Raw genomic sequence first — 22,430 nt, 5'->3', positions numbered from 1 at the left:
TCCTTGGAAGTCTGATTTTGGGTGTGCTGAAGGAAGGCCCGGCGTATCAGTGGTGAAGTGCCCCCGGACGGAGGGCCGGGCTTGGGGTGCGCTGCTTGTTGGCGGCCTCGGTTACTTTCGACCGGAGAGCTGCAGGACCTGCTTGAAGAGTCCGGAGTGGTCCAGCCCGCCGTCGCCCTGGTTGACGCTGGCCGCGACGAGCTGCGCGACGACAGCGCCCAGGGGGACGGCGACGTTGGCTTCGCGGGCAGCCGAGGTGACGATGCCCAGGTCCTTGTGGTGCAGGGCCAGGCGGAAGCCGGGGTCGAAGTTGCGGTCGAGCATCTTCTGGCCCTTCTGGTCCAGGACCTTGGAGCCGGCCAGGCCGCCGCCGAGGACCTTCAGGGCCGCGTTAGTGTCGACTCCGTAGGCCTCGAGGAAGGCGATGGCCTCGGCCAGGACCTCGATGTTGACGGCGACGATCAGCTGGTTGGCTGCCTTGACGGTCTGGCCGGAGCCGGACGGGCCGACGTGGACGATGGTTTTGCCCACCGCGGTGAGGACATCCTGGGCGGCCTCGAAATCTGCCGCTTCGCCGCCCACCATGATGGACAAGGCGGCGTCGATGGCGCCCTGTTCGCCGCCGGAGACCGGGGCATCCAGGGCCCGGAGGCCGGCTGCCTTGGCGTCGTCGGCAAGCCGCTTGGCGACGTCCGGGCGGATGCTGCTGGCATCAATCCACAGGGCGCCCCGTTTGGCGTGGGCGAAAACCCCGTCGGGGCCGCTGACGACGCCCTCGACGTCGGGGGAGTCCGGCACCATGGTGAGGACGACGTCGGCGTCCTTGGCGGCTTCGGCGATGCTGGCCGCACCCCGGCCGCCCTCGGAGACCAACTTGTCGATCTTGTCCTGGCTGCGGTTGAAGCCGGTGACGGTGTGGCCGGCGTTGACCAGGTTGATGGCCATGGGCAGGCCCATGATTCCGAGTCCGATGACTGCAACATTGCTCATGATGGTTCCTTTACTGAAGTCTTTTTAGCGCGGGTGTGCTGCGGGTGGGGACTACTGCGCGATGCGCTGGCGGATGGCCCAGGCGAAGGCGGTTTCCGCCGGTGCCTTGTATTCGAGGCCGATGTGGCCCTCATAGCCGAGTTGGCGGCTGCGGGCGATCCACTCGCCGAGGGGAAGCTCACCGGTTCCGGGAGCCCCGCGGCCGGGGTTGTCGGCGATCTGGATGTGGCCGAAGTCTTTGGCGTGCTTTTCGATGACGGCGGCAACGTCGTCGCCGTTGACCGACAGGTGGTAGAAGTCGGCCAGGAGCTTGATGTTCGCCGCACCGGTCTGCTCCTTTACCCGGGAGATGACCCGAACGGCGTCCTCGGCCGTGAGGAGCGGGTAGCGCGGGGCGCCGCTGACCGGTTCGAGCAGCACGGTGCCGCCGATCCGGGCGACCCCCTCGGCCGCGGCGGCGAGGTTCTGGACTGCCAGTTCGTCCTGCGCCTCCGGGGTCTGTCCGTCCTGCCGGTTGCCGTAGAGGGCGTTGAAGGACCTGCAGCCGAGCCGTCCGCCGATGCCGGCCACCACGTCGATGTTGTCCTTGAACTCCGAGCTGCGGCCCATCCAGGACACCAGGCCGCGGTCGCCGCCGGGCATGTCGCCGGCGTTGAAGTTGAGGCCGGTGAGCTGGACCCCGGCGTCGGTGATGGCCTGCTCGAAGCGGGTGAGTTCGGCGTCGGCGGGCACTGACGCCGTGAAGGGCCACCAGAACTCGACGGCGTCGAAGCCGGCGGCTTTCGCCGCGGCGGGCCGCTCGAGGAGGGGCAGCTCGGTCAGCAGGATGGAGCAGTTCACGGTGTACGTCATGGTGGGTTCTTTCCGGTGTGGGTGGGAGCTGGAGTACGGGCGTCTCCGCCATTCAGTTTCCACTTTGTGGAATAAAGATTCTGCTTTATGAAAAGTGTAGGGAAGATTGGGCGCAAGAGTCAAGGGGTGCATTAAGGCCGGAGGCGGCGGCAGGGCGCGCGGGGCCCGACTGTTATCGGGCACAGCAACCGGGCACAGCAACCGGGCACAGCAACGGGGCCCGGCGGCGTCAGGACCCGGGTGACTCGGCTGGGGGATTTCTCTACCCCTTGGAGGGATCCTTCCGGGCTGCCAGGCCCACAAGAGCCCCGACGCCGATGCCGATCAGCAGGCCCGTAAACGGCTTGTCGGCGGTGGCAACCCCGATGGCAAGGCCGAGCGCGGCGCCAATAAGCATTCCGATCCACAGGGATTCGTACTTCACAGCCTCAGGCTAGCAAGCGCCGCCAAGCCCTCGGGGGAGTCCGGCCGCGTAGCCGCCCGCCGGGCGGCGCGCGCCTGCCTCGATAGTGCTCAGGTGAGTCTGATCTGCCGGTTGACGTCCTTGTAGAGCAGGTAGCGGAACGGGCCCGGGCCGCCGGCGTAGCAGGCCTGCGGGCAGAAGGCGCGGAGCCACATGAAGTCGCCGGCCTCGACTTCCACCCAGTCGTCGTTGAGCCGGTAGACGGCCTTGCCCTCGAGGACAAAGAGACCGTGTTCCATCACGTGGGTTTCGGCGAACGGGATGGACCCGCCTGGCTGGAACGTGACGATGTTGACGTGCATGTCGTGGGCCATGTCGTCCGGGTCGACGAAGCGGGTGGTGGCCCAGGCGCCGTTGGTGCCCGGCATGGGCCGGGGCTCGACGTCCTGGTCGCGGGTCACGAAGGACTTCGCCGTGAAGCCGTCCAGCGGCTCATAGGCCTTGCGGATCCACTGGAAACTGGCAGCCTCCCCGGCGGCGGCATCGTTGGAGACCTTCCAGTCCGAGCCTGCGGCGAGGTAGGCGTAGCCGCCGGACTCCAGGTGGTGGATCTCGCCGTCGAGCGTCAGCGTGAGTGCGCCTTTGGTGAGGAAGATGACGCCTTCGACGCCGGTCTCCGCCTCGGGCTTGTCGCTGCCGCCGCCCGGGGCCACTTCAACGATCAGCTGCGAGAAGGTCGTGGCGAAGCCGGCGATGGGCCGGGCGATGATCCAGGCACGGGTTTTGGTCCAGCCGGGGAGGTTGGACGTGACGATGTCGCGCAGCACGCCTTTGGGGATGACTGTATAGGCCTCTTTGACCACGGCGCGGTCGGTGAGGAGCTGGGTCTGCGGCGGCAGGCCGCCTTCGGGGGAAAAGTAGGTACTCATGGGGTGCGCTCCTTGTGTAAAGGTCAGTGAACGAGTGGTTATGCGAGTCAGCGGTTATGCGAGTCTGCGGGCTGGGCCAGCCGGGGGTGGGCCAGTGTGGTCAGTTGGGGTAGCCCGAGCCCGGTGAGTTGGCGGACTTCCTCCGCGCCGGCGGCCCCGCACTGGATGCCGCGCAGCACGAAGCCTGCGAGGGCCCTGGCGGTGGCGGGTTCGTCCATGACGCTGCCCTCGATGCGCTCCACGTAGTTGCGGAGCCGCGCGGCGGCGGCGGGAAGGCCCTGCCGGTAGAACGCGTAGGTGGCGGCGAAGCGGCTGGGCAGCTGGGCGGGGTGGAGGTCCCAGCCCTGGTAGTACCCGCGTTCCAGTGAGCGGCGGACCAGCCGGCCGTGGAGCCGCCAGGCGTCCAGCACCCCGTCGCCGACGGGGATGACGTTGGTGGATCCGTCGGAGAGCCGGATGCCGGTACCGGCGACGGCAAGCTGCATCACTTCTTTGGCGTAATCCGCCACCGGGTGTTCCATTGACTGGTATTCCGCGGAGATCTGCAGGGATGCCGAGTAGTCGTAGGTGCCGTAGTGCAGGGCGCTGATCCGTCCGGGGACGGCGTGCGGCAGCTGCGCCACCGGGGAGGTGCCGTCCGGGCCCAGGATCAGTTGCGGCGTCTCGACCTGGACCTCGAAGCGCAGGCGGCCGGCGGGCAGCGAGTGGATTTCCTCCAGCCGGGACACGGCGTAGTCCATTGCCCGGACCTGCGCCACGGTGGTGACCTTGGGCAGGGTGAGTACGAGCCCTGCCGGCAGCTCGCCGGTGGCGGCCAGGCCGGAGACGAACAGGTCCAGGGTGCGCAGGCCGCGGGCACGGGTGGGCGCCTCGAAGCACTTGAACCGGATCCCGATGAACGGCGGGGCGCTGCCGTCCGCGACGGCGGCGGCGACGGCGTCCGCAGCGGTGGCGGCCGCCGCGTCTTCGGCAGCGTCGCCCCGGTCCCCGTAGCCGTCCTCGAAGTCCAGCCGGAGATCCTCGATCGGTTCGCTGCCCAGCTTCGCGGCGACGCGGGTTGCGACGGCGTGGGCAAGCTCGGGGTCCTGGCCGAGCAGGGCGCCGAGCCGCTCCAGTCCGCCGTGGGCGTCGGCGGCGGCCAGCGCCTGGGCGCACCAGTCGGCGGCGAAGCCCGGCGTGAAGCGGTCGGCCGGGACATAGACGGTGTGCACCGGCTGGCGGGTGCCGTCGTCGCCGGGGTAGTTCCGTTCCAGCAGCTCATCAGTTGCCGCCAGCTGGGCGTCGATCTCTGAAAGGTCCTTGGCACTCAATGAAGCGTTGATGGCCATCTGTCAGCCCACCAGTTCGTAGGCCGGCGTGGTGAGGAAGTCCGTGTATTCCTCGGAGAGGCAAAGGTCGCCGATGAGCTTGCTGGCGGGCAGGTAGTGCATTGCGAACGCGTCCTCGCCCACCTCGCCGCGGAGCTTCTCGGTTTCCTCGGCGAGGATTCCGGACACCAGCTCCCGGGTTACGGTCCGGCCGGTGTCGGCGAGGACCGCCTGGTTGCGGATCTGTTGCCAGACCTGCGAGCGGGAGATCTCCGCTGTCGCGGCGTCCTCCATCAGGTTGTGGATGGCGACGGCGCCGTTTCCCGAGATCCAGACCGCGGTGTAGGCGACGGCGACATAGAGGTTCAGGCGCAGGCCTGCCTCGGTGACGGTGCCGCCGGCGGAGGCGATGTCCAGGAGCTGGTCCGCGGTGACCGAGACTTCCGGGCGCTGCTTGTCCAGCTGGTTCGGCCGCCCGCCCAGGACGGCGTCGAAGACCTCCCGGCAGACCGGGACCAGGTCCGGGTGGGCTACCCAGGATCCGTCAAAGCCGTCGTTCGCCTCGCGGGTCTTGTCCGCGCGCACCTTCTCGAAGGCCTGGGCGGTGACCTCGGGTTCGCGGCGGTTGGGGATGACAGCCGCCATGCCGCCCATCGCGAAGGCGCCGCGGTGGTGGCAGGTCTTGACCAGCAGTTCGGTGTAGGCGCGCATGAACGGTGCGGTCATGGCTACGGTGGCGCGGTCCGGCAGCACAAAGCGCGGGCCGGCGTCGCGGAAGTACTTGATGATGCTGAACAGGTAGTCCCAGCGGCCGGCGTTCAGGCCGGAGGCGTGGTCGCGGAGTTCGTAGAGGATCTCGTCCATCTCGAACGCGGCCGGGATGGTCTCGATGAGGACGGTGGCGCGGATGGTGCCTTGCGGGATGCCGAGGTAGTCCTGCGCGAAGACGAAGATCTGGTTCCAGAGGCGTGCCTCGAGGTGGCTCTCCATTTTGGGCAGGTAGTAGTACGGGCCCTGGCCGTTCTCCAGCAGCTGCCTGGCGGTGTGGAAGAAGTGCAGCCCGAAGTCCACCAGCGCGCCCACCGCCGGTTGCCCGTTGATGAGCAGGTGGCGCTCGTCCATGTGCCAGCCGCGCGGGCGCGCCACGACGACGGCCAGCGGGGCATCGGTCCGGAGCGTGTATTCCTTCCCTTCCGGGGAGGTGTACGCCAGGGTGCCATTTGCTGCGTCGCGGAGGTTAAGGAGTGCGTCGATCACGTTGGACCAGGTGGGGGTGCTGGCGTCCTCGAGGTCGGCCAGCCAGACTTTCGCCCCGGAGTTCAAGGCATTGATCGCCATCTTGGCAGGCGACGCGGGGCCGGTCATTTCCACCCGCCGGTCCTGGAGGGCTGCCGGGGCGGCGGCAACTCTCCAGTCGCCCTCCCGGATGTCGCGGGTCTCCGGCAGGAAATCAAGCTTGCCGGTCCGGGCCACGTGCTCGCGCTTCACCAGGCGGGCCTTGAGCAGGTCGGTGCGGGTGGCGGCGAAGTGCTGGTGCAGCTCAGCTATGAACGCTAGTGCTTCCGGGCTCAGAATTTCTTCGGCGCGGGCGATCGGGTGCTGGTCTGTGACTATGAGGGCCATTGTCCGGGTCCTTTCCTTGGGCTGTGAATCAGGCCTTCGTGGCTGCGGCGGAGGCGGCGTGAGCTGCATGGGCGACGGCGGCGGCGACGTCGGCGGCAACATGGGGGTCGAAGACGCTGGGGATGATGTAGCTGGCGTTGAGCTCATCGTCGGCAACCCGGTTCGCGATCGCCTCGGCGGCGGCCACGAGCATTTCGGGGGTGATGTCGGCTGCCCCCGCGTCCAGCAGTCCGCGGAAGAACCCGGGGAAGGCCAGGACGTTGTTGATCTGGTTGGGGAAATCGCTGCGGCCGGTCGCCACCACAGCGGCATGCCGTGACGCGATGACCGGGTCGATCTCCGGCGTGGGGTTGGCCATGGCGAACACAATAGCGTCCTCGGCCATGGATGCCACCTGCTCTTCGCCGATCACGTTGGGGGCGCTGACGCCGATGAAGACGTCGGCTCCCTTGAGCGCGTCATGCAGGGAGCCGGAGAATCCCTCCTCGTTGGTGTTCTCGGCGATCCAGGTGCGGTGCTCGTCGTCGTACGGTTCGCCGGAGTGGATGGCTCCCGCACGGCCGGCGGCGATGATGTGGCGTGCGCCCTGGGCCTTGAGCAGCGCGATGATGGCGGAACCGGCAGCGCCGACACCGGAAACCACGATCCGGACCTCGCCGAGCTTCTTGTCCACAACCCGCAGGGCATTGGCCAGGGCAGCCAGCGTGACGATGGCGGTCCCGTGCTGGTCGTCATGGAAGACCGGGATGTCCAGTTCCGCACGGAGGCGGTTTTCAATTTCGAAGCAGCGCGGTGCGGCGATGTCCTCAAGGTTGACGCCGCCGTAGACCGGGGCGAGCGCCTTGACGATCATGATGATTTCCTCGGTGTCCTGGGTGTCCAGGCAGACCGGCCAGGCGTCGACGTTGGCGAACTGCTTGAACAGGGCCGCCTTGCCTTCCATGACCGGCAGGGCGGCGGCCGGGCCGATGTTGCCCAGGCCCAGGACGGCCGAGCCGTCGGTGACGACGGCGATGGTGTTGCGTTTGATGGTCAGGTTCCGGGCGGCTTCGGGGTTTTCCGCGATGGCCATGCACACCCGCGCCACGCCTGGGGTGTAGGCGCGGGACAGATCGTCGCGGTTCCGCAGCGCGACTTTCGGGACCACCTCGAGCTTGCCGCCGAGGTGCATCAGGAAGGTGCGGTCCGAGACGTTCCGGACGGTGACGCCGTCGAGCGCGTTGAGCGCGTCCTTGACGCGGCCCGCGTGCTCGTCGTCGGTGGTGTTGCAGGTGACGTCGACGACGAGGGTCTCGTGGTGGGACTCGGTGACGTCCAGGGCGGTGATCGCAGCGCCGGCGGCACCGACGGCGGCTGCCAGTTCGCTGGTGGCGGTGAAGCTGGACGGTGCCTCCACGCGCAGGGTGATCGAATTTCCGGGGCTCGGATTCGCCATTGAATTTCCTCCTAATCGGCCCGCAGTGCGGGCACTGGTTGCAAGCAATTTATTTCGTATTATGGATATTATTATCTACCTTGTGGAAATACAAGCACCAGATGCTGGCAGTGCGGGCTGCGTCGACGGTGCGCTGGTGGTGCGGTATCTTAGGTCTACCAAGCTCTTTTTCACGATGCGGATAAAAGTTGTCGTCAGCAACCCCTCAGGAGACCAAAGTCATGGCGGAAAAAACCCCCGGAGGCGTGCAGTCGGTTGAGCGCGTTTTCGAACTTCTGGAACTGATTACTGATGCCGGCGGCGACGTCACCCTCAGCGAGCTTTCGGCCTCCACCGACCTCCCGCTGCCCACCATCCACCGGCTGCTCCGCACCCTGGTCACCCTGGGGTACATCCGGCAGCTGCCGAACCGCCGCTATGCCCTGGGTCCACGCCTGATCCGCCTCGGCGAGGCAGCGAACAAGCAGTTGGGGGCGCTGGCCCGCCCGCAGCTCCAGTCCCTCGTGGAACGGCTTGGGGAAACCGCCAACATGGCGGTGCTGGACTCGGACATGGTCATGTACGTGGCCCAGGTCCCGTCGCTGCATTCGATGCGGATGATCACCGAAGTGGGTCGCCGCGGTTTCATGCACGCCACCGGAATGGGCAAGGCGATTCTTGCCCAGCTGGACGACGAGACCGTGCGTGGCATCGTTGCCCGGAAGGGCATGCCCACCCCCACCCCCAAGAGCATCGGCGATGTCGAGGCCCTCCTGGCGGACCTGAAGCTGATCCGGGACCGCGGCTACTCCATCGATGAGGAAGAGCAGGAGATCGGCGTCCGCTGCTTCGCCATTGCCATCCCCAATGCGCCCACCCCTGCGGCGATTTCCGTCTCAGGGCCCGTGTCCCGGGTGGACGAGGCCTTCGCCGACCGTGCCGTGCCGCTGCTGCGCGAGGCGGCCCTGGCGATTTCCCGGGACCTCAACAAGAGCTGAGCCGCACCACCTTGTCCCGGCCTGCCCGGCCCGGCCTGCGCGGCCGGCTACGGCCCCTTTCCCGCCCGGGAAAGGGGCCGCAGCTGTCATAGTGGTGGCGGCCGTCAGTGGTCGGAGCTCGACGCCGACTCCACCGGGACTTCCTTGCCGTCGCAGTCGATCAGCTTGCCGCCCTCGAATCGGTCGCCGTCGGCCAGTGGCTTCAGGTCGTCCTCGCGGATGACCCGTCCGGTTCCGGCCACAAAGACCGACTGGTTCTCCGAATTGCCTGCTTTCAGGTGGTTGAAGAGCAGATTCAGCGCGATGGCCATCACGGCGGCGGAGCTGATGCCGGAGTGGAATATCGTGCTGAACCAGGACGGGAACTTGTCATAGAACGTCGGGGCCGCGATCGGGATCATGCCGAAGCCGATCGAGGCGGCGACGATGATCAGGTTCATGTTGTTCCGGTACTCGACCTTGGCAAGGGTGCGGATACCGCTGGCGGCAACGGTGCCGAACAGCACGATGCCTGCTCCTCCGAGTACCGCCGTGGGCACGGCGGCCACAACGCGGCCCAGGACGGGCAGCAGGCCCAGCAGCACGAGGATGACGCCGCCGGCGGCGACGACGTAGCGGCTCCTGATCTTGGTGACGGCAACCAGTCCGACGTTCTGGGCGAACGCGCTCTGGGTGAAGGAGCCGAAAATGGGCGCCAGCAGGCTGGAGCCCATGTCGGCCCGCAGGCCTGCAGCGATCCTTTTGGAGTCCACTTTGGTTCCGACGATCTCGCCAACTGCGAGGATGTCGGCCATGGTCTCGGTCAGGATCACCAGGACCACAATCACCATGGAGATAATGGCCGCGATTTCGAAGGTGGGCATACCCAGGTGGAACGGCGTTGGAAACGCCACGATCGGGCCGTCCCCGACTTTGGCGAAGTTGGCCATCCCGGTCATGACGGCGACAATCGTCCCGCCCACCATGGCAAGCAGGATGGAGAGCCGGGAAATGGTGGCACTGCCGACCTTGCTGAACACGAGCACCAGGGCCAGCGTGATCCCGGCGAGCCCGATGTTCGCCATGCTGCCGTAATCGTCGGCCTTTTTGTTGCCGCCCATGGCCCAGTTGGCGGCCACCGGCATCAGAGTCAGGCCGATCGTGGTGATCACTGTCCCGGTCACGACGGGCGGGAAGAACCGGACAATCTTTGAAAAGACCGGGGCGATGAGGAGACCGATCGCTGCGGAGACGATGACGGCACCAAAAACGGCCGGAAGGCCGCCGCCGCCGGTGACAATTGCCACCATGGTTGCCACGCTGGCGAACGACACGCCCTGCACCAGGGGCAGCTGCGATCCGAAGAACGGAAGGCCCAGGGTCTGCAGGAGGGTTGCCAGCCCGCCCATAAAGAGTGCGGCTGCAATCAGGATCCCGATATCCGCGGGGGAGAGGCCAGCGGCCTGCCCGACGATCAGGGGGACCGCAATGATGCCGCCGTACATGGTCAGGACATGTTGGAATCCGTACGCGAAGCTGCTGGCAACGGAGAGCCTTTCGTCCTCGGGACGGCGGGCCGAAGGGGTGGGGCTTCCGGGCTGTCGGCTGGCAGCAGCCTTCTTTTTCATGTTCATGGCAGACTTTCTTGGTTCATGGCAGACGTCTTTGTCTGGCTAACGGTGTCTGGCTAACAGATGTGGCTTGGTGGGGTGATGCCTGCCGGTTCCAGTGCCGTCGCGCGTGCTGGCGGCGGCACTGGAACCGGCGGCGGAGGTCCTAGCAGAAGCCGGCGATGCCGGACCAGGCGGCCTCGGCCGGTGCGGCGTCTTCGCGCTGGACCGTCGCCTCGATCAGGCCGTACGGGCGGTCAGCGGCGAAGAAGACCTCGTTGGGGTTGTCGAGGCCGAAGGGTGAGAGGTCCACCAGGAAGTGATGCTTGTTGGGCATCGAGAACTTGATTTCGTCGATCTCGCTGTGTGCTTCCAGAACCTTGGCGCCCATGTCGAACAGGGTCTGCTGCAGAGCGTGCGAGTACTTCTCGGTAAAGCCCTCCAGCAGGAGGGCTTTGACATCCTCATAGCTCTTGTTGAAGTCCAGGGAGCTGAAGTCCGTGCCGGCGTTGAAGCGCCAGCGGGCGGAAACGTCGGTGGCGAGGATCCGGTCGGTGGTTTCCGGCAGGGTGGTGTACTTGTCCCGTGGGTAGCCGACGAAGCCTGACTGGGTGGATTTGAGCACGGTGAGGTCCTTGAGCCCGGAGATGAGGTGCCGCTCGGCGCCGTCCTGGACCAGCACGGCGGTCCGGACTTCCTGGCCGTTGCGGACGAACGAGTGGTCGTGCGCTGCGCCGTGGGCCTGAATGCGGTCCCAGCTGTAGGACTCGGCTGCCCAGCGGCCGCCGCTCACCCAGTCGAAGCTTGAGGTGAAGTGCTCTCCGAGCCGGAGCAGGAACGCCTCGGGGGAGCCGATGCCTTCCCGGGCGAAGGCATAGATGGTGTTCTTTTGCGTGTCCGTGGCCACCACGTGGCTGTTGTCGCCTTCGAGGTGGGCCGCGGCGAAGTCGCCGCGGAGCTGAGAGGTGACGTTGAGGTCTTCGATCTCGTGGCGCTCCGTGTCGCGGGTGATCTTCACGACGCGAACTTCTGCCTTACCGTACTGGTTCTGTCCGAGGACGATTTTGTTGTTCATGGAGGGGTTCCCAACTTCCGGTATGTGGAATCAAACTCCCACATAGAAATTTCGGACGCGTTTCGCGTTCGTTTCTTTCTCCGCCGGCCCATAAAAAAGAGCCGACGTCAGTTGACGCCAGCTCATTACAACCCTGCCTGCTGTGCTCCCAGGTTACGTGACCTACGCCACGAATTACTTTCAAGACTAACCCAGCCCGGCGGTGCTGTAAATCACAATCCGAACTTTCCGATTGTGACCGGGGCGCCGCGTGACCGGGGTCGCAGACCCTTGACCAGGCTCCGGCTAGCCCCTACCGTTTCCGTATAACAAGAACTAAGTTTCGCATTGTGAAAAAATGAAGGAGCATAAAATGCAGCAGCAAGCGTCCACCACGCAGGGTACCGAGCCGCCGCAGGCAGTGGACGAGCTCTATCTGCCCCGCGGCGGCACCGATCCCGACTTTTACTTCCCGGCCGACCGTGGGCACCGGCCCGGACGGGTTTCGCGCTGGGTCAACCGGCTGCGGGCAGCCAGGTCCAACCGGCTGCCAGCTTCAGCGCCGCGGTCGGGTGCTCCGAAGTAGTCCAGCCAGATTCCGCGCCCGTTCCCGCTGCCTGCCAGAACCTGCCAGTTTCAGGACTGTGACACCGTGGAAATCTGAATTTCACATCACGAAACCAGCGTTCCAAAAATTGCTGGCGCGGACCCCGATCCGCTGCTAGTCTCGCTGGTGTCAAAGGCGGGCACCCGGGGACCCGGGAGGCTATCTACCAGGCGTAACTGAACCTTCATCGCACACGCTGAAGCCTGGTAACCGACGCAGCTGACGGATTACGTTCTGCCACGGGGTACCGGCTTCCACAGGCACAAGGGAGTCGCATCATGGCTGTCATTGTCACCGACCAGACGCATCTTGCCCGGTCCATCGAGCTGGCCACGGCCAACGTCCTGGACAGCGGGGGGCCTTTCGGGGCCGTCATCGTCACCGCGGATGGCCAGGCGTTCGACGGCGTCAACCGGGTCACCGCCACCAACGACCCCACCGCCCACGCCGAGGTCACGGCCATCCGCCGGGCCTGCACGGAACTGGGCACCTTCGAGCTCAGCGGGGCCACGCTCTACACCAGCTGCGAACCGTGCCCCATGTGCCTGGCGTCCGCCCTCTGGGCCCGCGTGGACCGCGTCATTTTTGCCGCCGACCGCCACGACGCCGCCTCCGTCGGATTCGACGACGCCGTGTTTTACGAGTACTTCGAGAACAACCAGCCTGGGGATGTCCTGTCCGTGCGCAAGCTGGAGCTTGACGGCCCGGAATCGCCGCCTGTGCTGCAGCCGTTCAACACCTGGAACAGCCTGCAGACCCGGATCGGCTATTAGGGCCTGTGGCCTACGTGCGGGTTTCGCTGCGCTTCCGGACAATCGCGGCGCGGATCCCGGGCGCGACAGTCCGAAACCGCAGCGGATTTCCGGGGGACCCGGGCGGGACGGCGCTTCCCCCGGCGCGTGATACGAACGAGAATGTGCACACCAACGCCGCACGCGGAAAGGGGCTGCAGCCGTGCTGGACCTGATGCCCGCGCTGGCAGCCTGGGGGCCGGCAGCCGCCGGTGAGCGCTGCGCTGTGGCCACAGTGGTGGGCGCCGGCGGTTCCGCGCCGCGCCCGGTGGGAACCTCCATGCTGGTGTCCGAGTCCGGCGACGTCCTGGGCAGTCTGTCCGGCGGCTGCGTCGAGGGCGCCGTCGTGGCTGCGGCCTTTGAAGTGATGGCCGACGGCGGCCCGCGCCGGGAGCTCTTTGGCTTCAGCGCCGAGGACGCGTTCGCCGTTGGGCTCACCTGCGGCGGTGAGCTCGAAATCCACATCGAACTGCTGCCCGACGTCGGCGGGGTCCTCCGCCTGGACAGCCTGCAGGCACTGGACGCCCAGGAACCCACCGCCGGACTGGCGCTCATCCGCCGGTTGGATGGCCATTCCCCGGCAGGTTCCGGCTCCCCGCGAGGTGCCGGCGCCGTCATCATCCCCGACCCGGGCAGCTACCAGGTGGAGCAGTCCGGGGCCGTGGCCGCATTGCTGGGGGTTGCTGGGGACTGGGAACACCCGCTGCTGCTGGCGGCCGCTGCCCAGCTGGAGCCCATGCTGCGCGGCGGCCGGACCGGGCTGGTCCGGCTTCCCCCGCCGGAGGACTGCCTTTCCGGCACAGCCGTGCCACAAAACGCCCGCCCCCGGCCGGGTCCAATCACCCTGCTGGTGGAGAGCCGGCTGCCGGCGGCCCGGATGCTGGTATTCGGCGCCAACGACTTCGGCGCGGCCCTGCTGCCTGCCGCCCGGCTGCTCGGCTACCACGTGACTCTGTGCGACGCCCGGCCTGCCTTCGCAAGCCAGTCGCGCTTCGCCAGCGCGGACCAGGTGGTGTCCGGCTGGCCGCACCGCTATCTGGCGGCCGAAGCCGCCGCCGGCCGCGTTGATGCCCGGACCGTGGTGTGCGTGCTCACCCACGATCCCAAGTTCGACATCCCCCTGCTGCAGACAGCGCTGGGCCTGGACCTAACCTACGTCGGGGCCATGGGATCGCGGCGGAGCCACCTCCAGCGCGTCGATTCACTTCTTGCGGCGGGGGTAACGGCCGAAGACCTGTCCCGGCTGCATTCGCCGATCGGGCTGGACCTGGGCGCGGTCACCCCGGCCGAAGTGGCGGTGTCCATCACCGCGGAACTCGTGGCCAGCCGCACCCGATCCGCCCACGGGCTCTCCCTGAAACAGGGGCGCGGACCGATCCACCAGCACGCCGGCCACGACCATACCGCCGCCCCGACGGCCTGCACCTTGCCAGCCGGCACATTGCCGGCCCGCACCCTGCAGAACCAGGAGACGCCATGGACATGAACACCATCGAGGCCGTGGTCCGCACCGAGGACCCGGCCGACTGGCGCGCCGGCGACGCCTGGCTGGCCGGCGGCACCGTGCTGTTTTCCTACGGCAGCTTCGCCTTTGGCAAGGAACCGCTCAGGCGGCTGCTGGACCTCGGCTCCACCGGCTGGCCGGCCGTCACCGTGTCCGACGCCGGGATCGAACTCGCGGCCACCTGCACCGTCGCGGAGCTCTATGCGCTTCCCGCCAGTGACACCGGCCGCTCGCACGCGGCCTGCTGGCCCGCCCTGGAGCTGGTCCGGCCCTGCTGCGACTCTTTCGTGGCCTCGTTCAAGGTCTGGAACATGTCCACCGTGGGGGGCAACCTCTGCACGTCCCTGCCAGCCGGACCCATGACCTCGCTCTGCGCGGCCCTGGACGGTGTGGCCACGGTGCTCGGGCCGGGCGGCGCCAGCCGCACCGTCCCGGTCGCGGAGTTCGTCACCGGGGACGGGCGCAACTGCCTGGCGCCCGGCGAGCTGCTCCGCAAAGTCCAGCTGCCGGCGTCGGCCCTTGCCTCCCGGGTGGCCTTCCGCCGGCTGTCGCTCAGCAACCTGGGCCGGTCCGGGGTGCTGCTGATCGGCAGGCTCGACGCCGACGGCGGCCTGGTCCTGACGGTCACCGCTGCCACCACACGCCCCGTGCACCTGCGCTTTGCGGCGCCGTCCGGCGCCTCGACCTCGCCGGCGGCCCTGGCCGAAGCCCTCGACGCCGCCATTCCGGACGGGCTGTACCACGATGACATCCACGGCCTGCCCGCCTGGCGGAAGGACATGACCTACCGGCTGGCGGAGGAAATCAGGGATGAACTGGCATCCCCGGCCGGGGTTCCGCCGGTCCGCGTCTCCGGGGACTTCTGGCCGCCGCAGGGTGCTGCGGCCCGTCCACGGCACACTGTTACACCGCAGGCCGCGCCGCCGCAGGATTTGCCGCAGCAGGAAGGGGCCTGAGCATGTCCAACCGGACTGACCGTGACATCGAAATCAACGGCGTCCCGGCGTCGGCGGAACCCCGCCCCGGCCAGTGCCTGCGCACCTTCCTGCGCGAACAGGGCAACTTCGGCGTCAAAAAGGGCTGCGACGGCGGGGACTGCGGCGCCTGCACCGTCCACGTGGACGGCACTCCCGTACACAGCTGCATCTACCCGGCCGTCCGCGCCGGGGGCCACGCCGTCACCACCGTCGAGGGGCTCGCCCCCACCTCCGGCGCCCTCCACCCGATGCAACAGCAGTTCCTGGACCGCCAGGGATTCCAATGCGGGTTCTGCACCGCCGGCATGGTGATGACGGCGGCCACCTTCGACGAGGAGCAGAAGGCGGACCTGCCGCGGAACCTCAAGGGGAACCTGTGCCGCTGCACCGGCTACCGTGCCATTGCGGACGCCGTCTGCGGCGAGGCCGCACACGGCGAATCCAGCCACCCGGACCCCGCGGGGCCGGGGTCCGGGACCGCCGGCGAAGGCCAGCCCGAGCTGCGTCCCGGCCAGCTCGGCGACGACGTCCCGGCGCCCGCCGGCCTGGCGATCGTCACCGGCACGGCTAGCTTCACCCTGGACGTGCCGGCGTCGGAGCTTCCGGGGCTGCTGCACCTGAAGTTGCTTCGCTCGCCGCACGCCCACGCCCGCGTGCTGTCCATCGACGCCACGGAAGCCCTGCGGATTCCCGGCGTGGCGGCGGTCTTTACCCATGAGGACGCACCCGCGCAGCTGTTTTCCACCGCGCAGCACGAGCTCTACACCGACGATCCGGACGACACCCGGGTGCTCGACGACATCGTCCGCTTCGTCGGGCAGCGGATCGCCGCCGTCGTCGCCGACACCGTGGCCTCGGCGGAAGCCGGTGTCCGGGCGTTGAAGGTGGAGTACCAGGTGCTGGACGCCGTGTTCACGCCGCAGGACGCGATGCGCCCGGGCGCCCCGCTGGTCCACGGGGACAAGGACGCCGCCACCGCACGCATCGGCCGGCCGGAACGGAACATCGTGGCCGAGCTGCACTCCGAGCTGGGCGACGTCGCGGCGGCCTTCGCGGCGGCGGACTTCATCCACGAGCAGACCTACCGCACCCAGCGCGTGCAGCACACTGCACTGGAGACCCACGCCGCCATCGCCTCGATCGACGACGGCGGCCGCCTCCAGGTCCGGACCTCCAGCCAGGTGCCCTTCCTGGTCCGGCGCACCCTGGGCCGGCTCTTCGGCCTGCCGGAGGAGCGGATCAGGGTCGTAGCGGGACGGGTCGGCGGCGGCTTCGGCGGCAAACAGGAAGTCCTCACCGAGGACATCGTGGCCCTCGCCGCGCTGAAACTGCGGCGCCCGGTGCAGCTCGAATTCACCCGCACCGAGCAGTTCACGGCCTCCACCACCCGGCACCCGTTCACCATCCGGCTCAAGGCCGCCGCCAGCCAAGCCGGCCAGCTGACTGCCCTGCAGCTGGACGTGCTGACCAACGCCGGAGCCTACGGCAACCATTCCGTGGGCGTGATGTTCCACGGCTGCGGCGAATCCCTGGCCGTCTACAACTGCGCCAACAAGAAAGTCGACGCGCACGCCGTCTACACCCACACCGTGCCCTCCGGCGCCTTCCGCGGCTACGGGCTGAGCCAGATGATTTTCGCGATCGAGTCCGCCGTGGACGAACTCGCCGCCGGGATCGGCATGGACCCGATGGAGTTCCGCCGCCGCAACATGGTCCGCGAGGGTGACGACATGCTCTCCACCCACCCGGACCCGGAAGAGGACGTGCTTTACGGCAGCTACGGGCTGGACCAGTGCACGCGCCTGGTGCAGGACGCCCTGGAGCGCGGCCGGGAACGCTACCGCGATGCCGCGCTCGACGACCTCGGCCCGGACTGGGTCACCGGCGAGGGCTCGGCGCTGTCCATGATTGACACCGTCCCGCCGCGGGGCCACTTCGCGCATTCGAAACTCCGGCTCCTGCCGGACGGGAGCTACCAGGTGGACGTCGGGACCGCGGAGTTCGGCAACGGCACCACCACGGTGCACGCCCAGCTCGCCGCCACCGCGCTGTCCACCACCGCGGGCCGGGTCACGGTCCGGCAGTCGGACACCGACCTCGTGGACCACGATTCGGGCGCATTCGGCTCGGCCGGGACGGTGGTGGCCGGGAAGGCCACCCTCGCGGCGGCCGAGGAACTGGCCGTGCGGATCCGCGCCTTCGCCGCCGGCATCCGGCAGGTCCAGTCCTCCGGGTGCGTGCTGGAGGGTGACGCCGTCGTCTGCGAGGGAACCCGGGTGCCGCTTTCGGAACTGTACGACGCCGCCGCAGCGGCCGGCGTCGAACTTTCCGCCGCGGGGCACTGGGGCGGGACCCCGCGGTCGGTGGCGTTCAACGTCCACGGTTTCCGGGTGGCCGTGAACACCGGGACGGGGGAGCTGCGGATCCTGCAGAGTGTGCAGGCCGCCGACGCCGGCGTGGTGGTCAACCCGCGGCAGTGCCGCGGGCAGATCGAGGGCGGCATCGCGCAGGCGCTCGGCGCGGCGCTGTACGAGGAGGTCCGGGTGGACGACGCCGGGCGGGTCACCACGGACATCCTCCGGCACTACCACATCCCGTCCTTCGCGGACGTGCCGCGCAGCGAGGTGTACTTCGCCGACACGTCCGACAAGCTGGGCCCGCTGGGCGCGAAATCCATGAGCGAAAGCCCGTTCAACCCGGTGGCGCCGGCGCTGGCCAACGCCATCCGGAACGCCACCGGGGTCCGGTTCGCGGAGCTGCCGATCGCCCGGGACAAGATCTACCTGGCCCTGAAGGAGGCCGGCCGCATCCCCTCCCGCCACTAGCAACGCGGGGTCAGACACGGCCCATGTCGCGGGGTTTCTTGGGCCGTAGCTGACCCCGCGTTTGGGTTCCGGCCTATAGTCGGATGATGGAACAGCGAATCTTGGGCAAGACCGGACGGAACGTCTCCATTGTCGGCCTCGGGACCTGGCAGCTGGGCGCGGACTGGGGCAACGTGGACCCCGCGCAGGCGCAGGCCATCCTGGCCGCCTCCGTGGACTCCGGCGTCACGTTCTTCGACACCGCGGACGTCTACGGCGACGGCCGCAGCGAACAGGCCATCGGCGCATTCCTGGCCGGCAACCCGGGCCTGGACATCACGGTGGCCACCAAGATGGGCCGCCGGACGGAGCAGCTGCCGGAAAACTACAACCTCACCAACTTCCGCGCGTGGACCGACCGGTCCCGGCGCAACCTGGGCCTGGAGCAGCTGAACCTGGCCCAGCTGCACTGCCCGCCCACCGCGGTGTACAGCAACGCCGAAGTCTACGACGCGCTGGACACCCTCGTGGCCGAAGGGACCATCCGGAACTACGGCGTCAGCGTGGAGCGGACCGACGAAGCGCTCGAGGCCATGCGCCACGAAGGCACGGCCACCGTGCAGATCATCCTCAACGCCTTCCGGCTCAAGCCGCTGGACGCGGTGCTGCCCGCGGCGCAGGCTGCCGGCGTCGGGATCATCGCCCGGGTGCCGCTCGCTTCGGGGCTGCTGTCCGGCAAGTACACCGCGGACACGTCCTTCGCCCCGGATGACCACCGGAACTACAACCGCACCGGCTCGGCGTTCGACGTCGGGGAGACCTTCTCCGGCGTGGATTTCGGGCAGGGCCTCAAAGCGGTGGCCGAGTTCGAGGAACTCGTGCCCGACGGCGTCAGCACCGCCCAGGCGGCCATCGCCTGGATCGCGGCGCAGGACGGCGTCAGCACGGTGATCCCCGGCGCGCGGAACCCGGACCAGGCCCGCGCCAACGCCGAAGCGGCAGGTGTCAGCGGGATCGACGCCACGTTCGACGTCGGCGTCCACGAAATCTACGACCGCTACTTCCGCGAATTGATCCACCCCCGCTGGTAGCCTCCCTCCCCAAACCAACGCGGGGTCAGATCCGGCCCATGTTGACGTGATTCATGGGCCGTAACTGACCCCGCGTTGTGGTGGGCGTGCCCGACGCTAGCCTGCTGGATACCAGACCCGCTCTCCCTCAACGCGTGCGAAGGAGGTCAGGGTGTGGGGTTTGGCCGACTTTTCCGTCATGATGTCCAGCACCTCGACGTTCCGGACCAGGAGCGCGTCCCCGATCAGCGAGCGGTGGCAGCGCCAAGGGACGGCTTCCGCGCACATGATCGCCAGATTGTTGCTCCGCCCGCGCGCCAGCAGCTGGTCGATGGCCGTGGAAAATTCCCCGGTCTGCATATAGTCGGCGAAGCCCCGGAACGACGCGTTCCGCCAGGCGCCGTTGGGGCTGTCCTTTCGGGCGTGCCGCAGGCCGCCAAGGGATGCCATCCGCCGGTAGGTGATCCCGCCGGCCCGCACGCTCGCCGCCAGGGCATCGGAGTTGAACTGCGGGTTGTGCCGCGACTTCGGGACGGTGCGCACATCGACCAGCTTCCTGATGCCGTGAGCCTTCAGGATGCCGATGAATTCGTCGATCGGATGCGTGGAGTGCCCCACCGTAAAGATGGTGATGTCCGTCGTGTCCGTCATGTCCCCATGCTAAAGAGGCGCGGCAGCCTGTGCCGGCGGCGAAGCGGCCCGGATAGTCTGAGTGACCTATGAGCTGCCGAGGAACGGGCACCGAATGACTTCATCCTTCATCGAGGGCTTTGTTGACCGGCTCGCGGCCGTGGAAACAGGGCCGGGGTGCAACAACTTCTTCGATCACACCGTGCCGGGAAATGCCCTGCGCCGGCAGAACCTGGCGATCTACCTGCGCGAAATGCTGGACCGTTCCCCGAAGGTGCTGCTGCTGGGGGAAGCCCCCGGTTTCAGGGGCATGGGGATCACCGGAGTTCCCTTTACCAACCGCACGATGTTCCAGGGTCCCGCCAACAGCTTCGGGCTGTTCGGGCCGGGCAAGGGATACGTGCTGCCGGCGGAAGCTGCGGGCGTCGCGGCCGAGCCGACAGCCACGGTGATGTGGGAGGTGCTGGCCGAACTGGAATTCCTGCCGCTGCTCTGGAGTGCCTGCCCCTGGCATACGCATGTGCCCGGGCGGCCGCTGTCCAACCGCACTCCCACCGCCGCCGAAGCGGCACTGGGAACCCCGTTTTGGCAGGCTCTGGCCGAGGAATTCGCCATCGACACGGTGGTGGCTGTGGGCAACGTGGCGCACCGCAGCCTGCAGCGGAGCGGCCTGGACGTGCCGAAAATCAGGCATCCCGCCCACGGTGGCCGGGCCGGTTTCAAGCGGGGACTCGAAGAGCTGCTCGCCCCCTCCCGCTAAACCCAACGCGGGGTCAGATCCGGCCCATGCTGGGGCACTTTTTGGGCCGGATCTGACCCCGCGTTGTGGTGGGTGGTGGGTGGGGGACGGCGTTGGACCCTAGCCGAGGAGGTGCAGCTGGTCCGGGGTGTCGAGGTCCTCGCCGCCGGAGAGGTCGCTGCAGTCCACGAGGTCGATCAGCTCCGGGTGGGCCTGCAGGAAAAGGCGTGCCCCGGCGTCGCCCGTTGCCGATTCCGCGGCTGCAGCACGGAGGCTGGCATCCAAAAGCAACGGATGTCCGCGCCGCAACGCACCGCCCGGGCCGCGGTAGGCGGCCGCCGTCACCCGGCCCGGGCGGTGGGAGGCCAGCAGCCGGGCGACCGTCTCTGCCGTCAGCCCTGGCTGGTCCACCAGCGCCATGAGCACATGATCCCCTGGGACCGCCGCGCCAACTCCGAGCCGGAACGAGCTGCCCATTCCGGTGGCCCAGTCCGGGTTCTCGATGACCCGGTGCCGGCTGAGGTCGGTGCCGGACCGGACCGTTGGCGCGTCGGCGCCGAGCACCGTCACCACTTCCCGGCAGCCGCCTGCGAGCAGCACTTCGGCGACAACTTCAACGAGGGTGCGGCCGCGGAACGGGAGCAGCGCCTTGGGCCCGAGCCCCAGCCGGGTTCCGGCGCCCGCGGCCAGCAGCACCGCCGTCGTGCCTGGAGTCGGGCTCGGGCTCAGGGCTCCGCGGTCGCTCATCTGCCCACCCTAACGCCCCTAACGCCGCGGGTCAGGCGTCGCCTCCCGTTCCGCCGGTGGTCCCGGCGTTGACGTCCAGGAGCTTGTACCGGTCCACCGCGTAGGCAGGCGCGCCGGCGTCGACCTCCCCACGCGAGGCCAGCAGCTGCAGGGTCTTCACCACAATGGAGTGGGTATCGTTCTTGAAGAAGCGGCGGGCTGCGGCGCGGGTGTCGGAGAAGCCGAAGCCGTCCGCGCCGAGCGAGGCGAACTGGTGCGGCAGGAACTGGCGGATCTGGTCCGGGACGGCCTTCATGTAGTCGGTGACGGCCACGATCGGGCCGGTGGCGCCGGCGAGCTGCTGGGCCACGAACGGGACGCGGGCGGGCTGGCCGGGGTTGAGGAAGGCTTCTTCCTCGGCGGCCATGGCGTCGCGGCGCAGTTCGGTCCAGGACGTGACGGACCAGACGTCGGCGGAGACGCCCCAGTCCTCGGCGAGGATCCGCTGGGCCTCGAGGGCCCACGGTACCGAGACGCCGGAGGCCAGGATCTGGCTTTTTGGCCCTTCCAGGTCCGACGCCGACACCCGGTGGATGCCCTTCAGCACTCCGTTGACGTCGAGGTTTTCAGGTTCGGCCGGCTGGGAGATCGGCTCGTTGTAGACCGTGAGGTAGTACATCAGGTTCCGGTCCGCGGACTCCGGACCGTACATGCGGTTGAGGCCGTCCCGGATGATGTGGCCGATTTCGTACCCAAAGGCCGGATCGTAGGTCAGGACGGCCGGGTTGGTGGCGGCCAGGATCGGGGAGTGGCCGTCGGCGTGCTGCAGGCCTTCGCCGGTCAGCGTGGTGCGACCGGCGGTGGCGCCGATGATGAAGCCGCGGGTCATCTGGTCCGCGGCGGCCCAGAAGGAATCACCGGTGCGCTGGAAGCCGAACATCGAGTAGAACACGTAGATCGGGATCAGCGGCTCGCCGTGCGTGGCGTAGGACGTTCCCGCGGCGGTGAACGCGGCCACCGCGCCGGCCTCGTTGATGCCCGGGTGGATCAGCTGGCCCTGGGCCGATTCCTTGTAGGCGAGGACCAGGTCCCGGTCCACGGAGAGGTAGCCCTGGCCATCGGGGTTGTAGATTTTCGCCGAGGGGAAAAATGCGTCCATGCCGAAGGTGCGCGATTCATCCGGAACGATCGGGACAATGCGGTGTCCGAACCTCTTGTCCCGGAGCAGGTCCTTGAGCAGACGGACGAAGGCCATGGTGGTGGCGGCCCGCTGCTTCCCGGAGCCGCGCTTGGCAACCTCGTAGGTTTTGGGGTCCGGTAGCTCAATGGGCGCGTGGTCCGGCCGGCGTTCGGGGACGAAGCCGCCGAGCGCGCGGCGGCGTTCCATCAGGTACTGGATCTCGGGGGAGTCCATGCCGGGGTG

The 22,430-nt window shown here is 68.1% G+C and carries 20 protein-coding genes; 8 read left to right on the top strand and 12 right to left on the bottom strand.

All coding sequences use genetic code 11. The features are described from left to right. Positions 1–111: 111 nt before the first annotated feature. From BJQ90_RS03395 to BJQ90_RS03365, 7 genes are all read right to left on the bottom strand, one after another. A complete protein-coding gene (locus tag BJQ90_RS03395) occupies positions 112–990 on the bottom strand; it encodes a 2-hydroxy-3-oxopropionate reductase (RefSeq protein ID WP_226758906.1) in 879 nt (292 codons plus the stop codon). A 51-nt stretch (positions 991–1,041) separates the two neighbouring features. Continuing rightward, a complete protein-coding gene (locus BJQ90_RS03390; protein ID WP_226758905.1) occupies positions 1,042–1,842 on the bottom strand; it encodes a hydroxypyruvate isomerase family protein in 801 nt (266 codons plus the stop codon). 262 nt (positions 1,843–2,104) lie between these two features. After that, positions 2,105–2,266, bottom strand: a complete 162-nt coding sequence (locus BJQ90_RS03385; RefSeq protein WP_226758904.1) for a glycine zipper domain-containing protein — start codon at positions 2,264–2,266, stop codon at positions 2,105–2,107. Positions 2,267–2,355: 89 nt separating this feature from the next. Next, the gene (locus BJQ90_RS03380) at positions 2,356–3,174 is read right to left on the bottom strand and encodes a bifunctional allantoicase/(S)-ureidoglycine aminohydrolase (protein WP_226758903.1); all 819 of its coding nucleotides are present in this window, start codon (positions 3,172–3,174) and stop codon (positions 2,356–2,358) included. A gap of 47 nt (positions 3,175–3,221) precedes the next feature. Beyond that, on the bottom strand, positions 3,222–4,502 hold the full coding sequence (locus BJQ90_RS03375) for a DUF6986 family protein (protein WP_226758902.1): 1,281 nt from the start codon (positions 4,500–4,502) through the stop codon (positions 3,222–3,224). 3 nt (positions 4,503–4,505) lie between these two features. After that, positions 4,506–6,104 carry a malate synthase A gene (gene aceB / locus BJQ90_RS03370; protein WP_226758901.1) on the bottom strand — a complete coding sequence of 533 codons (1,599 nt, stop codon included), beginning with the start codon at positions 6,102–6,104 and terminating at the stop codon, positions 4,506–4,508. Between the two features lie 28 nt (positions 6,105–6,132). Next, a complete protein-coding gene (locus BJQ90_RS03365; RefSeq protein ID WP_226758900.1) occupies positions 6,133–7,539 on the bottom strand; it encodes an NAD-dependent malic enzyme in 1,407 nt (468 codons plus the stop codon). Positions 7,540–7,760: 221 nt separating this feature from the next. Here BJQ90_RS03365 and BJQ90_RS03360 point away from each other — a divergent pair, with 221 nt between their 5' ends. Beyond that, a complete protein-coding gene (locus tag BJQ90_RS03360) occupies positions 7,761–8,516 on the top strand; it encodes an IclR family transcriptional regulator (protein WP_226758899.1) in 756 nt (251 codons plus the stop codon). 104 nt (positions 8,517–8,620) lie between these two features. Here the strand turns inward: BJQ90_RS03360 and BJQ90_RS03355 are convergent, their stop codons facing one another. Both BJQ90_RS03355 and pucL read right to left on the bottom strand, forming a co-directional pair. Further along, positions 8,621–10,129 carry a nucleobase:cation symporter-2 family protein gene (locus tag BJQ90_RS03355; protein WP_226758898.1) on the bottom strand — a complete coding sequence of 503 codons (1,509 nt, stop codon included), beginning with the start codon at positions 10,127–10,129 and terminating at the stop codon, positions 8,621–8,623. 142 nt (positions 10,130–10,271) lie between these two features. Then, a complete protein-coding gene (pucL, locus tag BJQ90_RS03350; RefSeq protein WP_226758897.1) occupies positions 10,272–11,180 on the bottom strand; it encodes a factor-independent urate hydroxylase in 909 nt (302 codons plus the stop codon). Between the two features lie 352 nt (positions 11,181–11,532). On the opposite strand from pucL, the gene BJQ90_RS03345 reads away from it, so the two are divergent. The 6 genes from BJQ90_RS03345 (at position 11,533) to BJQ90_RS03320 (ending at position 18,933) form a co-directional block, all read left to right on the top strand. Then, positions 11,533–11,745 (top strand): hypothetical protein, encoded by a 213-nt coding sequence (locus BJQ90_RS03345; protein WP_226758896.1) that lies wholly within the window; start codon positions 11,533–11,535, stop codon positions 11,743–11,745. Positions 11,746–12,044: 299 nt separating this feature from the next. Further along, complete coding sequence (locus BJQ90_RS03340) at positions 12,045–12,539, top strand: nucleoside deaminase (RefSeq protein WP_226758895.1); 495 nt, start codon at positions 12,045–12,047, stop codon at positions 12,537–12,539. Positions 12,540–12,720: 181 nt separating this feature from the next. Further along, on the top strand, positions 12,721–14,043 hold the full coding sequence (locus tag BJQ90_RS03335; protein WP_226758894.1) for an XdhC family protein: 1,323 nt from the start codon (positions 12,721–12,723) through the stop codon (positions 14,041–14,043). Beyond that, complete coding sequence (locus tag BJQ90_RS03330) at positions 14,034–15,017, top strand: FAD binding domain-containing protein (RefSeq protein ID WP_226758893.1); 984 nt, start codon at positions 14,034–14,036, stop codon at positions 15,015–15,017. The genes BJQ90_RS03335 and BJQ90_RS03330 overlap by 10 nt, the downstream gene beginning before the upstream one ends. 2 nt (positions 15,018–15,019) lie before the next feature. Continuing rightward, positions 15,020–17,863 carry a molybdopterin-dependent oxidoreductase gene (locus BJQ90_RS03325; RefSeq protein ID WP_226758892.1) on the top strand — a complete coding sequence of 948 codons (2,844 nt, stop codon included), beginning with the start codon at positions 15,020–15,022 and terminating at the stop codon, positions 17,861–17,863. A gap of 86 nt (positions 17,864–17,949) precedes the next feature. After that, a complete protein-coding gene (locus BJQ90_RS03320; RefSeq protein ID WP_226758891.1) occupies positions 17,950–18,933 on the top strand; it encodes an aldo/keto reductase in 984 nt (327 codons plus the stop codon). A gap of 96 nt (positions 18,934–19,029) precedes the next feature. Here BJQ90_RS03320 and BJQ90_RS03315 read toward each other — a convergent pair whose 3' ends face one another. Then, positions 19,030–19,563, bottom strand: coding sequence for a DUF488 family protein (locus BJQ90_RS03315; RefSeq protein WP_226758890.1), 534 nt, complete (start codon positions 19,561–19,563; stop codon positions 19,030–19,032). Positions 19,564–19,657: 94 nt separating this feature from the next. Between BJQ90_RS03315 and BJQ90_RS03310 the strand changes: the two genes are divergently transcribed. Continuing rightward, complete coding sequence (locus BJQ90_RS03310) at positions 19,658–20,302, top strand: uracil-DNA glycosylase (RefSeq protein ID WP_226758889.1); 645 nt, start codon at positions 19,658–19,660, stop codon at positions 20,300–20,302. A gap of 99 nt (positions 20,303–20,401) precedes the next feature. Here BJQ90_RS03310 and nboR read toward each other — a convergent pair whose 3' ends face one another. Continuing rightward, on the bottom strand, positions 20,402–21,028 hold the full coding sequence (nboR, locus tag BJQ90_RS03305; protein WP_226758888.1) for a nicotine blue oxidoreductase: 627 nt from the start codon (positions 21,026–21,028) through the stop codon (positions 20,402–20,404). Between the two features lie 31 nt (positions 21,029–21,059). Further along, positions 21,060–22,430: transketolase-like TK C-terminal-containing protein (locus BJQ90_RS03300; protein WP_413463631.1), on the bottom strand; the 1,371-nt coding region annotated here is incomplete at its 5' end.

Origin of the sequence: Arthrobacter sp. SO3 (genome assembly GCF_020532825.1) — a bacterium.
GTDB lineage: Bacteria > Actinomycetota > Actinomycetes > Actinomycetales > Micrococcaceae > Arthrobacter.
This window is presented reverse-complemented; position numbering and strand designations above follow the sequence as displayed.